This is a genomic window from Paraglaciecola sp. T6c, from assembly GCF_000014225.1.
Classification (GTDB): Bacteria; Pseudomonadota; Gammaproteobacteria; order Enterobacterales; family Alteromonadaceae; genus Paraglaciecola; species Paraglaciecola atlantica_A.
The window spans coordinates 966740-982725 of record NC_008228.1; the positions used below are offsets into that span (position 1 = coordinate 966740).

9 protein-coding genes are annotated in these 15986 nt (G+C 45.8%); 7 read left to right on the forward strand and 2 right to left on the reverse strand.

From position 1 onward, the window contains the following. The first annotated feature begins 38 nt into the window (after positions 1–38). From PATL_RS04220 to PATL_RS04235, 4 genes are read left to right on the forward strand one after another with little or no spacing between them, the layout of a single operon-like run. The gene (locus PATL_RS04220; RefSeq protein WP_011573715.1) at positions 39–1922 is read left to right on the forward strand and encodes a sulfatase-like hydrolase/transferase; all 1884 of its coding nucleotides are present in this window, start codon (positions 39–41) and stop codon (positions 1920–1922) included. Further along, positions 1919–2797, forward strand: coding sequence for a helix-turn-helix domain-containing protein (locus tag PATL_RS04225; protein ID WP_011573716.1), 879 nt, complete (start codon positions 1919–1921; stop codon positions 2795–2797). Before PATL_RS04220 ends, PATL_RS04225 begins: the two co-directional genes overlap by 4 nt. A 19-nt stretch (positions 2798–2816) precedes the next feature. Next, positions 2817–4304: an SGNH/GDSL hydrolase family protein gene (locus PATL_RS04230; RefSeq protein ID WP_049765849.1), complete on the forward strand. Its 1488-nt coding sequence runs from the start codon at positions 2817–2819 to the stop codon at positions 4302–4304. A 45-nt stretch (positions 4305–4349) separates the two neighbouring features. Then, on the forward strand, positions 4350–5882 hold the full coding sequence (locus PATL_RS04235) for a sulfatase family protein (RefSeq protein WP_011573718.1): 1533 nt from the start codon (positions 4350–4352) through the stop codon (positions 5880–5882). A 111-nt stretch (positions 5883–5993) separates the two neighbouring features. On the opposite strand, the gene PATL_RS04240 is transcribed toward PATL_RS04235, so the two are convergent. Both PATL_RS04240 and PATL_RS04245 read right to left on the reverse strand, forming a co-directional pair. Beyond that, positions 5994–7901, reverse strand: a complete 1908-nt coding sequence (locus PATL_RS04240; protein WP_011573719.1) for a sialate O-acetylesterase — start codon at positions 7899–7901, stop codon at positions 5994–5996. Positions 7902–7951: 50 nt separating this feature from the next. Beyond that, complete coding sequence (locus tag PATL_RS04245) at positions 7952–9544, reverse strand: alpha-L-fucosidase (protein WP_041714226.1); 1593 nt, start codon at positions 9542–9544, stop codon at positions 7952–7954. A gap of 380 nt (positions 9545–9924) precedes the next feature. On the opposite strand from PATL_RS04245, the gene PATL_RS04250 reads away from it, so the two are divergent. The 3 genes from PATL_RS04250 to PATL_RS04260 are packed head-to-tail and all read left to right on the forward strand — an operon-like array spanning position 9925 to position 15974. After that, a complete protein-coding gene (locus PATL_RS04250) occupies positions 9925–12864 on the forward strand; it encodes a glycoside hydrolase family 2 TIM barrel-domain containing protein (RefSeq protein ID WP_011573721.1) in 2940 nt (979 codons plus the stop codon). Beyond that, positions 12854–14491 (forward strand): DUF5060 domain-containing protein, encoded by a 1638-nt coding sequence (locus PATL_RS04255; protein WP_011573722.1) that lies wholly within the window; start codon positions 12854–12856, stop codon positions 14489–14491. The genes PATL_RS04250 and PATL_RS04255 overlap by 11 nt, the downstream gene beginning before the upstream one ends. Positions 14492–14495: 4 nt before the next feature. Continuing rightward, a complete protein-coding gene (locus tag PATL_RS04260; protein ID WP_011573723.1) occupies positions 14496–15974 on the forward strand; it encodes a mannitol dehydrogenase family protein in 1479 nt (492 codons plus the stop codon). The last annotated feature ends 12 nt before the right edge of the window (positions 15975–15986 follow it).

A 15986-nucleotide genomic window follows, 5' to 3' on the forward strand; every position in this document is an offset into this window, starting at 1 on the left:
ATCATATGTAAATCATTGGCTTTTTATTTGGTACACAGATGCACCTAAAACGCGTTGCTTCTTTTCTTTGTATAGCCGTGTCGCTAGCACTAACGGCGTGTGTCAGGCAGTCGGGTGAGAACGATTCATTTGTTAGCGCAGCGGCAACTGAATCGACTACGGCATCATCTGAACCATCTAAACCGAACAATACACATACCAATGTGGTACTGATTTTAATTGATGATTTAAGTCACTATGGTGTGACGGCTTATGGTGCTAACCGATTACACAGTTATGATGGTGAATTTAGTGGTGCTGAGTTTGCTACTCCTAGTATTGATGCGCTGGCACAGCAAGGGATAAGAGTAGACCGTGCATTTGCCTATCCTATCTGTGAAAACACGCGAATAGCCCTAATGAGTGGCAAGCGAAACGATAGAAATTACCTGCAGCCTAAATCTCAACACAGTTCCGATTTAACCTTTGGCGATGCGTTTAAAAAATCCGGCTATACCACTGGCTTGTTTGGTAAATGGAAGCAAACCAGAGGCACAGTAGAGGTACCGGGTAAAGAGTACATAAGTCAGTTTGGTTGGGACGATTACGCCGCTTTTGACGTGGTCACAGAAGGCCAGCGCTATATTAATCCTAACTTGGTGATAAACGGTGAGGTGCATAATTATAATGGGCGAAAAGATCTCGACCCAGCGACTGGCAGGCGTTGGTATGGACCAGATATCGTTAATCGCCACGCGTTACAATTTATAGAGCAAAACAAAGACAAACCCTTCTTTTTATATTATCCCATGATTTTGGTACATGACGATCATAAACCTACCCCTGATACGCAACCCGAATCAATATTCGATGGGTTTCCAGAAAATGCCGATTACAACAACACCCGAGGGGACGACCGCCAATACTTTCCTGACATGATCCGCTACATGGATAAGTTGATTGGCCAGGTGGTGGAAAAGTTACGTCAGCAAGCATTGCTTGATAACACCTTGATTGTTGTCATGGGCGACAACGGCACTAAAGAAAGTTTCGGACACGTATTACCTGACGGAAGCATTTATCCCGGCAGGAAAGGAGGCAACGCAGACAACGGGTTACATGTGCCTTTGGTCTTACATTATCCCGGGGAAATACCAAGTGGCAAGCATGCTGATTATCGCACGTACGATGGGTTGGTTAACTTGACCGATATTTACCCAACAATTGCTCAAGCGGCGGGTATCGAATTGCCTGACGCTCAGCAGATAGACGGCATCAGTTTCTGGCCTCAAGCAACGGGTCAGAAAACCAAAGAACACCGAGAATATATTTACACTTGGTATATCGGCAACGAAACATACAAAGACGAAGACAAAGTCTTACGTTACGCATTCAATAAACAGTTTAAACGCTACGCACCAGACAAGGATTTCCCTGATGGGCGATTCTTTGACCTGCGCACTGACCCACTTGAACGCCAAGGAAACAAGGTCGTTGAAAAAGCCTGGCAATTAAAGCGTTACAGTGGGTTAGACATCAGCCAATTAACCCCGAAGCAAGCTGCTGTTTATCGATATCTAGGTGCCATTCTAGACAAGCACAAACTTACCCCAGTGACCAAGCTAACCATTGACGCGTCCCAGACAATTTTGTCACCGGGAGAGAGTGCGAACCTAGATATCAGCGCTTTCCCCAAACATGCACAGCGCCAAGGTGTTATTTGGGAGTCTAGCAATCCTAATGTGGTCAGTGTCGATAAATTTGGACAAATAAGCGCTCTCAAAGTGGGGCAGGCCACCATTCGTGCTTTCTCATGGGAAGATGCGGAGCCATTAGCTGCCAATAAAGCTAAGACCTATCAACGTACTGGGCTCTCAACATCTGTGGTGGTGAAGGTGACGTCATTGAAAATGAGCCAACAAACCAATGGAGCAAGTCAATGAATACGTCTCAATTAGGTGCCTATTGCGAACCTTGTTGCATAAAAGATGGTCATGAAATCGAAATACATCATGTGAGTTATCAAGAGAAAGAAAACTATCAATGCGAAATGCATTTCCATGAAGTACAAGAGCTCATTTTTTTTGAACACGTCGCTGGCACCTTTCACTACCATCAGGGAGAGACGCCTTTACGTTCGTTCGATGTGGTTTATACCCCTGCCATGGAGACCCATGATTTTGACCTAACTGAGCAGGCTAAGTCATGGTATGTGGTGCAATTTCCTAAAGCGCTTTTTGAGACCGGTCAATTCGGTGCTCTGTCCACCTTATTCGAAGTGGGTATACATTTTCGCATTCCTGCTGCGTTTCAAGAGCAATTACTGCAGATCATTCGCTGGGCTCATGAGAGCTTTAAGTCGGATGAATATCATGAAAAATGCATCGCTTTGTTGAATTTAGCGCTGGTCATGCTTAAAGAACACGGCGAAGTCTTAAATGCCCAAGTACCGAGAATTTTAAGTTCAAGATCCCTCAACGCTAAGATCCAACCCGTAATGGAAATCTTTAGAAAGCAACCGAGTGTAGCGTTAAGTTTGGAAGATGCAGCGAAGAAATGTCACTTATCCCCATCGTACTTTTCTCGGGTCTTTAAAAGCATTTTTCGCTTTTCTTATTCTGAATATGTGGTGCGTCATCGGCTGTATCATGCTGCTAGAATGTTGGGGCAAAGCAGGGTGTCCATTACGCATCTTAGCTATGATTTAAACTTCTCTAACCCCTCGCATTTTATCGCTCAATTTAAGAAACAATACGGTTGCACACCGAATAAATATAGAAAAGCGATCCTAACAAAAAATTCTAAACAAGAAGCGTAAGGAAATGATTAATTCACACATGAATATATTGCTCTTGAAAATAAAGTTACTTGGTTCGCAGAATCAAATCGAACGGTTTTCTACCGTTTTAAAATACATGTTCATTTCAATTGGGCTAGTGACATTGCTTTTTAGTTATCGCGTAGCGTCTATGCCGCGCATGCTTTCAAGCACGGCGCAGTTGATGAGTGAGGACGTATTGGTCTTTATTGGTGACTCAATTACCCATGGTGGCAGTTATCACCAAAACATCGCGCTTTTTAATGCGACGCGCTTTCCGCAAAATCACGTCTTTTACGTAAATGGGGGTATTTCTGGTGACACCGCTTTAGGTACCCTGCGCCGATTTGACAGGGATATCGCTCCGCACCGGCCTGCTGTAGCGACAATCATGCTAGGCATGAATGATGTTGGGCGCTATTTATACGAAACGCCAGCGAAGGACGAAGCTGCGCGCATTGCGCGAGACAAAGAAGCAGCAGTAATACAAACCGCCTATTTAACTAATATGCGAAAAATTATGCTCAGATTAAACGAGCTTGGAACAAAGATCGTGCTCTTAACACCTTCTATTTATGATCAAAGTGCCCGGGTTGCTTCTGCCAATAACTACGGTGTGAACGACGCGTTGCAGGCTTTCTCTGGCGAACTGACCAAAGTTGCCAAAGAGTTTGGTGCAGAAGTAGTGGATTTTCAGCAACCCATGCTTGAGGTGAACGCTGCGCTACAAGTCAATGATCCTAGCGCTACTTTGGTCGGAGCTGACAGAGTTCATCCTGGCGAGGCAGGGCATTTCGTTATGTCGTATGCATTTTTAGAGGCTCAGCAAGCAAATAAATACGTTGCTAATATTTCGATTGATGTCAGCAGAGAGAATCTCAATGTATTTGAAAACTGCGCTCTTAACGGTGACTTACGCACTGCTAGAGACTTTGTAGGCTTCTCATGCGAGGCAGCAGCATTGCCGTTTCCTGTTTCGAAAGCCCAAAAACAAGCATTGCAATGGGTACCTTTTATGGACGAGCTAAATCAACAGCGACTTCAAATTAGGGGCCTCAAAAAAGGCCAATACAGCCTTCATATTGATCAAAAGTTTGTTGGTATTTTTTCGCACTCTTTGCTTTCAAGTGGCGTTAACTTAGCGGCGATTGAGACCACGCCTATGTACCAGCAAGCATTAGCAGTGAAAGCGATAAATGACCGCAGAGCGTCTACTTCGCGCTTGTTGCGTGATATCGCGCAGGTCAAATATTCGATGCTAGACCATTACCCAGATACTGACACATCAGACCTTTCTGCTGTGTCTCAAGTGCTTTTAGCCCATGTTGAAAAGAGCGCTAATGAGCCTTGGTATGGGTATTTGAAAAAGCAAGTGAATACGTATTTAGCTGAAGTCGATAACGAAACGCATTATCGCGATGAAGTAGTTTCATTACATAAGAAAATGTACGAAGTTAATAAGCCGGGAACACATACTTACACGCTCAGTTTTGTTGGCGTGGAATAGCGGTGATACCAACTATTAACTTTGCCCCCGTCAAGAGGAACACCTGTGAACACTCGATACAAACTGAGCATATTGAGCATGATGTTTCTGCTCATCCTTCCGCACTATGTCCTTGGTAACCCTGAGCAACCGGATATTGTCGTTATTCTCGCCGATGACATCGGGCTAGGTGATATTAGCTATTACACTGATACCGTTTTACAGCAAAAGCCGGTTGTACGTACAGCGAATATCGATGCCTTAGCGCAGCAGGGCGTCTGGATAAATGATGCTCATTCAGCCACCGCTTTGTGCGCGCCAACACGTTATGCGGTGATGACAGGTAACAACAACTATCGCTCTAAATCGCCCTGGGGTGTGTGGGGCAGTTTTCAGCCTAATGCGATTGCATCTGATGCTCCCACGCTAGGTAATGTGACGCAAAAAGTCGGCTATAAAACAGCATTCGTTGGTAAATGGCACCTAGGCGGTGACTTTATGCGTACTGATGGTCAAAGTGTGTTCCGTGGATCTGATGAGGGGTTTATACCAGACGTTGATTTGTCGGTAATGGTCGCTGGTGGCCCGAATGATCTCGGTTTTGATTATAGCTACATGCTTCCCGATGGTATTCAAGGGCCACTTTATTTGGCATACGAAAATCAGCGCTGGGCGCCGTTATCGGACTCGTCAAACATCATTCATGTAAATCAACAGACAGTGACCCCTTTGAAAACAATTTCTGATAAAGGAGATGGTATGGGGGACAGTGCTTGGGACACCAGTAAAATCGGCGATTTACTGTCAGCAAAAGCCGTTGAATTTATTCGCGGCCAACCGATTCAGCAGCCTCTGTTTTTATATTACGCCAGCCCTATGGCGCATTTACCCCATATGCCACCCGCTTATTTTGATGGGGAAAAAGTCGCTGGCAGCACGCCTTCTGCGCATCTGGATATGATTCATGAATTAGATCTACAAGTGAAAAGAATCGTTTCAGCCCTTAAATCGACAGGGCGCTACAAGGACACCTTGATTATTTTCACTTCTGATAACGGCGGGTTGACCTATCGCGTGCCTGGCACACTTGCCTCCGGGCATCGCCCTAGCGGTGACTACAGAGGGAGTAAAAATAGTGCATACGAGGGCGGCCATAGAGTCCCTTTCATTGTCTCGTGGCCAAACGCCTTGGCAAAGGGGGGGCAGCTCACGTTGCCGGTTTTGGTACAAGATATATTGGCTACTGTTGCCGCTGCAGCTGGCACACCCATGGATATTAGCGAAGCGCCTGACTCTAAGAATTTACTCCCATTGCTGACGGGGCAAGCTCAGCAAGAGCGTCATTTTATGATGTTGCAAGGTGGGTCGAATAATGAACTGATTTACCGCCAAGGAGAGTGGAAACTCATCATGCAAAGTGATCACAAACTATCAAAAATTGAGCCCATCGCCTTGTTTAATCTGCACTCTAATCACCAAGAGCGTGAGTCGAAGAATTTACTTAAATCCCCCGAGCATCAATCAAGAATAAAAAGCATGCTAGCGGATTACAAACAGATCAGGCAATCAGGTATAGCGACTGTCAGCGCTGATGGCTAAGTCTGACAAGTCGGCTATTTAGTCAGTTCTGGGGAGTGAGGCTGGGTTAACGTGCTGCTAAGAAAGATGTGACTAGCAGTGTATCGTTCTCAGCCTTTGTATTTTTCCTAATTATTCCCCTATGCGAAAAGGAATAGCTGGAAACCCGTCGAGGTTATATAAGTTAGCTAAAGAGTTATCAGCCCAAGCATAGCGCACAGATACAGGCTCCTTTATAGCCGCGGCGTGTAAACGCACTTGATTGCCTTCAATACTTGCTTGAGCATTCACATAGTGGCCGTCTTTTCCTGCTAATTCGAACCCGAGTAGAGACTGTCCTTTCGCGCGTAAGCCTTGGCCTATGTCTGTATAGCTCAGCAGAATACTGGTGCCGTCAACCTGCATCTTTTCGATCATAGGACCAGAAGCAAGGTTTTTACCGTGATAGGCGACATTTTTTGCCCCGTGCCAAAGGCGCTGTGCGACTATTTGTTTGTTTCTAGGGTGAATGTCCCAAGGGTCGCCAGCGTCCATTAATACCGCCATTGCGGTGTGGGGGAGTGCTAACGCTTGCGTTTGAGCTTCTCGTAACAGCGCCCAATCGCTTGGAGCTGGTTGCTCTTTTATTCCATGTATGTTGGCCAGTTGTGCATAAACAAAAGGTAACTCTTTCTGACCCCAACGCTCCCGCCAGCTTTTCATCAAAGAGGTAAACAGCGACGCGTACTGCGCAGCTTGACCTACATTACTTTCCCCTTGATACCAAATAACCCCTTTCAATGGAAAGCCAATCAAGGGATGGATCATTGCGTTGTAAAGCACCCCTGGCTTTTGCCACAACATAGGTGGCATGGGCAGCGGGTCTTCTGCTTTATTATTGATTTTCCAATCATTATTGAGCGCTATCTTAGCGTCTTGTATGTGCAGTATTAGTTTGTCCTTGCTGGCAATATTGGCCTTGTTATCCCAGCTGTTTACGGCTCTTAAAGCGATGAGATTATCCCCAGCATTAAAGTGCTCTTTAGGCAAAATATACGGGTCGTCTCTTTGTGCCCCGGGTGACTTTTGTACCTGCTTACCATTTAAATAGACTTGAACATGGGAAGGGCTATAACCAATAAAAAGTGCGCCGTCAGACCGACGTTGGGCATGGGTAAGTGAAAAGTGTTTACGCGCCCATAGCACATCCGGCAAAGGGTTGAGTAAGGGCAGGTCAGCGCTTACCCAGTGATGGTCATCAAAACGAGGATGCGTTAACCCTTGAACGTGATGGCCGTCTTGGCTGTCGAGATGCTGTTGCTTTTTCAGTTCTTGGGTTTGAGTATCCTGAAATATTTGATTCCAATGTGCGGGATCAGACATCAGTTCACTTGCTTGGGTTTGATAGGCTTCTTGCTGGCGTAATGTTGGTAGTGGGGTCCACGCCTCTGCTGGCGTGCCGCCCCACGTTGCATCAATGATGGCAACCGGTACGTTTTTCTCAAGGTGCAGTTGCTTAGCAAAAAGCCATGCGATCGCTGAAAAGTTACCGGAAGTCGCCGGAGACGCCAGTTGCCACTGAGCGTGATTGATGCTGTTTTGCTCGTCGGCAGTATAATGGTTTGGTACGTCAAAATAACGGATCAATGGAAAGTTACTGTCTTTTACTTCTTGTTGCCAATTCTCGACTTGCCAAGCGAGTTTCCACTCCATGTTCGATTGGCCAGAGGCTAACCACACGTCACCAAAGTACACATCGTTTATTTCAACTGTTGAGCCAGGCTCAGCGGCACGCAGGATAAAGGGGCCACCCGCCGATTCGGCAGTTAAGGTGACTTGCCAATGTCCTTGTCGATCGGCAGAGGTATCGTGCTGTTGCCCCGCGATGGTGAGTGTAACGTTTGCGCCAGAGGCGGCTTTGCCCTTGATTTTGATAGGGGCGTCGCGCTGAATGACCATATGTTCAGCATACATAGATGGCAGCTCAATAGCGTGACTTGTTGGGGTAAGTAGGGTGCAAAAGAGAGCGAGAAAGATTGATAAGCGTAATTGTGTATTCATAAAGAAAATGGCAGCCACCAGCGGACACAACCGATGACTGCCAACAGGACCTATTTCGTGATTTTAATGACTTGAGCAAATCGTGACGGTGAAGTGTCGGGCAACGTGATGGTTAACCCTTTTTCAGTTTGTGAAAAGGTTAACGCTTCGTCATGGCCCAGCATGGTGACACTGGCAATCTTGTCAGGATAATTGTCGCTATTAATCGAACGGATCGTAAGTTCATCACTATTCTCCGGCCAAGCCATCAAAGTCGCGTATAACGCATCGCCGTTTTGGGTAAAACGAATATCACTACTATTAAAGTCTTTACGGTGCTCCTCAGCATCGTTGGAGTTGGTACCATCGATAACAACGGTAGAGCCTTCGCCAAAGGTTACCCATGGGCGGGTGCTGTAAATCGCTTCACCGTTAAGTTTTAACCAACTGCCAATTTCGGCCAGTAAATCAATTTCTTGTTGCGGTATTGTGCCGTCCGGCTTGGGGCCGATATTGAGTAACATAGAGCCATTTTTACTGACAATATCAATCAAATCATCGACTAATGAGTTGGCATCTCGGTAAGACGGGTTGGTCACATAGCCCCAAGAGGTTTTTGACACAGAGGTATCTGTTTGCCAGAAATGTTCATAGGTGTCGGACATTTGTCCACGTTCAATATCCAGTACTGCTGAACCTGGTGGGAACGAGCGAAATTCACCTAAGTCTTTGTAGTTAAGAGCTGGCATGTCGTCCCATTTCGAGCCTTTATTGTAGAAATAGCTGGTGAACTCTTTTACATGTTGATGAAACGGCTCGGATGCCATCCACCAATCAAACCAAATCAGATCAGGCTCATATTTATCCACAATTTCTACGGTTCTCAATAGCCAATCATCTAAAAACGCTTGGGTAGGCGGGGTTTCACCTGCTTCGGAAGTTTCACGGCTGATCGCTGGGCCGTATAAGTCGCGATAGGCTTCATCTTGTACATCACTAGGCACTTCTCGCCCACCTTCGAAGAACCACCAGTTCTCAGCGCGGTGACTTGATAAACCAAAGTAGATATCAGCTTTGCTCGCTGCGGTTTTTAATTCAGCGATGACATCCCTTTTCGGTCCCATTTCAACCGCATCCCATCGGGAGTAGGAGTTATCGTACATAGAGAAACCATCGTGATGTTCAGCTACAGGCACGATATATTTAGCACCTGAGTTTTTGACGACGTCCAGCCACTTATCTGCATCAAACTTTTTAGCGGTAAACTGTGGAATGAAATCTTTATAGCCGAACTCTGTGAGTGGACCGTGTTTTTCTTGTTGATAGGCAAACTCTTCGGTGTCGCTTAGATACATTTTTCGCGGATACCATTCGCCATTATGCGAAGGCACAGAATATACCCCCCAATGAATGAAAATGCCGAACTTGGCATCTTGGTACCAAGTTGGGATCTCATAGTCTTTAAGTGACTCCCAATTGGCTTTGAAGGGCCCTTGATTGGCGACACTGCGAATGTCAGATAATTTTTCACTGTAATCGGGTGCATCCATAGCGGTGGATTTACTCTCAGTGGTCGACGTTTTCGTGGTGGAAGACATTTCCAGCGGTTGTTCCGAGCACGCAGCGAGTAGAGTGGCAACAGTGACAGCTAGTAGACTTTTCATCGGTATCATTTTTCGAGCCATTTTTTAATTTATTCACGTTAATAAAATGTTAGCGACACTATAAATAAAAATGTCACTTAATTGCAAATAAAATTTACATATGAAAATCATTATTTTTATATGCATTTTAATTTTTGCTATCAAAAACCGAGGTGCATTCTCAGCGGTGAACCCTAGATTACCCCTTGTTTTATATGTCGAATTACTGCTATTAAATATTATTTTTCCTAAGCTTAGCGACTTTTGCATGAGTTTTCATTTGGTATTTATTGCGCGCTGTAGAACAAGTAATACGCACCTATTTATCATATATAAATGTTAACAATTGCATTTGAATCATGTATTGTCGGTTAATTGTTTGGTTAATATAAGGTTGCATCATGTCTTTGCGTCTCCTTTTTTTATGCCTAGTTTGTAGTTTCGCTTTAAATGTAAATGGACAAATTAAAACCGTTGAAACGACTTCTGTTAGCTCGCGAGAGAATATAAACATTGGTTGGCGCTATCACAAAGGGGAGACGGCGCGCCCACCAAGCAGCAAGCAATGGTCTGCTGAAGACTGGCAAGAGGTCAACCTTCCGCACAGTTATGCCCTGACTTCGATTAACTTAGATAACAGCGACGATGATAAGTCACAGCAAACATTTCATCGCGATATTAGCTTTTATGAGCGAGCGCTAACCATCAAAGGAAACCAAGGCAGTAAGGTCTATCTCGAATTTGAAGGGGCACATCAGAAAACCCGTTTGTGGGTTAATGGGCAATATGTGGGTGAACATGCGGTAGGCGCCTACACACCATTTCATTTTGATATATCTGAATTTGTTACCTTGGGTCAAACAAATACTCTTACCCTTGAGTTAGATAATCGACGTAATAAACAGATTCCGCCTGATGGCCATACGACTGATTACGTGCTGTTTGGTGGCCTTTACCGAGATGTTTATTTAAATGTATTAGACCCTCTGCATTTTACTTTCGATTGGGACTCAAGCACCTCAGGGATTTTTGTCACCACCCCGACAGTAACAAAAAGGGATGCGACGGTCACCGTACGAAGCGAGGTGGTCAATACAGGAGATAGCCCGCGTAAGTTCTTTGTGCAAACCTATATTGTTGACCATCAGGCAATCATCATTCAAAGAAAGCGTACAGCACATACCCTAGGTTCGGGGGCCACGCATTTGGTAAAACACACCAGCGGCATCGACCAAAACTTACGTCTTTGGTCACCAGACAGTCCCTACTTATATAAGGTGATCAGTCAGGTACTTGATGAAGAAGGAAGGGTACTGCACAGCAAAACGAATCCTCTGGGGATCCGCAAATTTGAGCTAGTGCTAGATAAAGGTCTCGTGCTCAACGGTGAACCCATTGACATTATCGGAGCGAATCGTCATCAGCATTTCCCCTATATAGGGGATGCAGTGCCAAATAATCTGCATCGTTTGGACGCGTTAAAATTCAAGCGCTCGGGTATGAATTTAGTGCGCTTGGCCCATTACCCCCACGATAATGCATTTTTGCAAGCATGCGATGAGCTCGGATTAATCGTGGTCGAAGAGCCTCCTACATGGATAGGTATGGGAGATAAACTGTGGATGGCACGATTAGAAGAGGCCACACGTCGAATGATACGAAATCACCGAAATCACCCGTCAGTGTTAGGCTGGGGAGCGGGTATCAACCACAGAGGTACAATCAAGCGCCTACATTATGCCGTTAAAGAAGAAGACCCTACGCGCATCAGCATGAACAATGGCACCTTATGGACAGGGGAGCAACACTCGGGTATTACAGACTTATATGCAGTAATGGATTACCGTGGAGCGAAGCGCCAATCGGACGATCTACTCTTTGCCATGGAGCACTCGGGCTCCACTGATAGTCTTTCGCTGCAAGAGATAGTATCTCGTTACAAAGGGGACCCAAACCTAATCGGGTTAGCCTCTTGGAGCGCCCATGACAGCCAATCTTTTATAAAACGCGATGAGCAATATCCAAATTTATCTGTGTGGCAAGCGTCAAGCTCGGATGCATTCCGTTTACCCAAACCGAATTACTATTGGTATCAATCAGAGCTTACCTCTGAGCCTATGGTACATATTGCTGACACGCGTGGTCAGTTTGACGATCAGGTGCAGGTGTTCACCAATGCCGCAGAAGTGGAGTTATTGCATAACGATCGCTCATTAGGTCGTTATCAAGCCAAGCGTACAGAGCAAAACAAGTATCTTAATTCACCTTCTATTTTAATCCCGTTTAAGTGGCAAAGCGGCACATTAACTGCCATTGCCTACCAAAACGACGGCGAACTCGTTGTGGCGAAGCACCAAAGAGCCAAGGGTACTCAACCTGCCAAACTAGATGTAGTGTTCGATACCGCAGGGTTTGACATGACAGCAGATGGCTCAAGTATCATTCTTGCCTACGCAAAAATCACCGACAATCAGGGAGGCTTGATTGACAAGGATACCCCTAAGGTTAGGTTTGAACTGCAAGGGGACGGCCAGATCATTGGTGATGAAACCATTGGTGCTAATCCTGTTGCTTGGCGTAATGGCCACGCACCCATAATGATTCAAGTCGGCTCCACGGCCAGCGTTTTAACATTGAGCGCTTATGCCGACGGTTTGCAAACCGGCAGTGCTAGCGTGGCGCTAAATGAAGTAAGCCAAACACACTCAAAGAACGATTCAAGCCGTGTACTTGACCCCTTAGCGCTGTATGTCGACTTTGGTAATCAAGAACAACACCCGCAAGAAAACTTTTACATCTGGTCTCATCAATCAGGTGATGACTCTCGCGTCGTGACAGCCGCCAATGGGCAAAAGGTAACAATAGCGTTATCGGGGTCAACGGAGCCACTTACGTGGGATAACACATGGGGAGTGCCTGGTGATCTGAGCTTTCTAATCGAAGATGGGGTAAATAACGCCAAGGGGCAACCCATTAAGCTGCACTTTGGTCAGTTACCTCAAGGGCAATATGTGCTGCAAACTTGGCATCACATGCTAAGCGATGACGGTGATGCCATTCGCCCCCTGAATTTTAGCATGCCCAATAACACTGATGCCCAAAGCGTAGATGGTTATCGCCCCACATTTGGTAAGCGTATCGCTATTACAGAAGCTGGAGGCGGAGAAAGAGGTGACGGTGGTTCAAATAAAGGGGCTGCAGGGTTCGCACGACACACCTTTACGGTAAACGAGGGAGGTGAAGCAACGTTGCTCATGGCCGCTCCTGATGGCAATCAGCAAATACGTCTTAACGGTTTTGGTCTTACTCAATTAGTTCCAGGAGCTACCAATGGGTATTAATATCAAAACCCTATTGTGTTGTTGTAGCCTGTTGATGATGCTTGGGTCAGCCATCGCCCAGACCAATACTGATTCGTCGTCGAGAAATACAATCGAAAAGTGGGAAGTGCTGGATATTACTTTAACAACCAAGGTTTCCACTCAAGCCCCTTTTGCGGCCAACGTGAATGCTTACTTTACGCATCAAGTGACAGGTGAAAAACAAACCGTTCCCATCGTGTTTAACGGTAACAATAATTGGTTGTTGCGATTCTCAGCGGCACACACCGGGGAATGGAATTACCAAGTCGAAGGGGACGTGCCCCAACTGAATGGCTTACGTGGTCGGGTGCAAGTAATAGCAAATGATGATCCCACTAACCATGGTGCCATGGTGTTGTCACCACATAATAAACAAGCCTTTGCCTATGAAGATGGCAGTGAGTACTTTTTGTTGGGGTACGAGCTAGATTGGTTGTTTGCGTTGGATTATGCCAACGATCAGGCAACACCAAAAAGTGAACATTTGCTATCGCGCATTAAGGAGCATGGTTTCAATCATGTGGTGATGAACGTGTATGCCCATGATGTGAATTGGCAAAAAGATCCGAAACTTGCTGCCCATCCTGAACATGAGTTTGGTGGGCGACAAGACATCTACCCGTTTTTAGGGAGTAATGAGCAGCCAGATTTTTCAGCTTTGAACGTCGCTTTTTTCCAGAAACTCGATCGCAGCATTCAATTACTTCATGACAAGCGCATGGTGAGTCATTTGATGATTTACGTATGGAATAAAATGGTCAATTGGCCTGATATGAATTCAGACGCCGATAATATGTATTTTGACTATGTGATTAAGCGCTATCAGGCGTTTCCGAATATTGTGTGGGACATTTCAAAAGAGGCGCTGTTCTATGGCCGCGCGGATGAAGCTTACATCAAAGGGCGAATTGAACGTCTGCGCAAGTTGAATCACTTTAATCGTTTAGTGACAGTTCACGACTTTAATTATTGTGCAAAATACCCAGAACAAGTCGATTTCATATCCACCCAAGATTGGGGCTATGACATTTACAACCGTATGTTAGATGTTAGAAAACGCTTTGCAGATAAGGTGATTTATAACATAGAGCATGGAGGGTACGAAGCGTCTCCTTATGACGTGTTTCCCGGTGACTATACTGACCCAGAAGTCGCCCTTAGAAGAAACTGGATGACGATTTTCGCTGGTGTGTACAGCACCTATTATTGGCAAGCGAATGCCTGGAACGTCATCATCTATAACCCATTTGAACAGGCTGACGCTAGCGCCCACCCGAAATTCAACTACTTCAGCGCGATGTCCGCGTTTTTCGAGCGCTTTGCGTTCTCATCCTTTGCGCCAGCCCCAGGTAAAAATGGCTCTGGTTTTACGCTAGTTGATGAACACGACACCTATTTAATTTATGTCTCAAAAGACAATTTTCAGATGTCTCGTGGCAACTGGTACTTAGTGCCTGACGGCAAAAAGCCAAAGCGCACCATGCAGTGGTTTAACACCCTAACGGGGGAGTTAACCGACGCCAGAGATATCCAAAAAGGACAATTATTTATTTCACCGTGGCGCAAAAGCGCCGACGCCATTTTGATCAGTCAGGTAGCAGAGTAACCCAATGAGCCAGATAATAAATCTAAACGAAAACAGCCTTGAAGAGGCTGCCAATAAAGGCATTAACGTTCCGCAATATCGCAAGCCACCGAGTGCTGCCAAAATAGGCATAGTGCACATTGGGCCCGGTGCATTTTTTCGTGCCCATCAAGCTTGGTACACACATCAAGCGTTGAAGCGTCACGGGGGGGATTGGTGCATCAGTGCAGTGTCGCTCCGTTCGAGTGGTGTCAGCGATGCACTTACTGCGCAAAACGGATTGTACTGCTTGGCTGAGTTGGATAAAGACACCAATTTTGAGGTCGTCGGCTCGATTAAAGAAGTGTTAGTTGCTCGCCAACAATATGCTGACGTTATTGCTCGTCTTATCCATGTTGATACAAAATTTGTCACACTCACCATTACCGAGAAGGGCTATTGCCTGAACAACCAAGGTGAACTTGATCTCGCCCATGCTGATATACAGCATGATCTTAAGGTGATGACTGAACGCGTTTCCGCGGTCGGGATACTTGTGGAGGCACTGTCTATTCGCCATGACAAAGGCCTGCCTGCATTTACCGTGATTAGTTGCGACAACATTACGGGCAATGGCGGTAAATTAAAAAATGCGCTGGTGTCGTTCGCTGCACAGTGCAATTTAACCTTGGCCACATGGCTTGCTGACTCGATAACGTGCCCGAGCACCATGGTTGATAGTATCACCCCAGCAACAGATGATGCGCTGCGCGAACTCGTCCAGCAGACGCTAAGCATAAAAGACAATTGGCCCATAAAACGTGAGGCATTCTTACAGTGGGTAATTGAAGATTGTTTACCGTCGGATAGACCGGCCTGGGAGCAAGTCGGCGCTGTGCTAACTCAAGACGTAGAAGGGTTTGAAAGAGCGAAACTCAGGCTGTTGAATTGCCCCCATTCCAGCATTGCTTATTTAGGGTGCTTGCTTGGCATAGAGACAGTCTATGACGCTATGCAGCATACTCAGTTGGTGGCGTTTATTGAAAGCATGATCCAAGAAGAAATACTGCCTTCTATCGAAGGGCCAAAAGAGCTCGATGCAAAGCAATACAGCCAAGATATTTTACAGCGCTTCAGAAACCCAGCCATTCGCCATTTGTTAAGCCAGATTGCGTGGGATGGATCACAAAAAATCCCCATGCGCATCTTGCCTATCATTCAGCAAAATTTACGAGAAGGGCGCAGCGTAAGGTTACTTTGCTATGCGTTAGCCGCGTGGATGCAGTTTGTGCGCCTGCAATTCAGTAAAGGCGAGACCTTAGTGGACCCATTGGCAGCTCAACTAGAAACTTTGTGCGTTTCTTGTAACGGAGAGGCGCAGCATGATGTGGGTTTATTTTTGTCGATGTCAGCTATTTTTCCTCTGTCATTAGCGACTGACGGGGATTTCAATTCAGGCCTACAAGCGGCATACACAAACTTAGCGCCGGTCATCAATGATAATCAACACAACTGGTCTGCGTAAGAGGAACTTAAA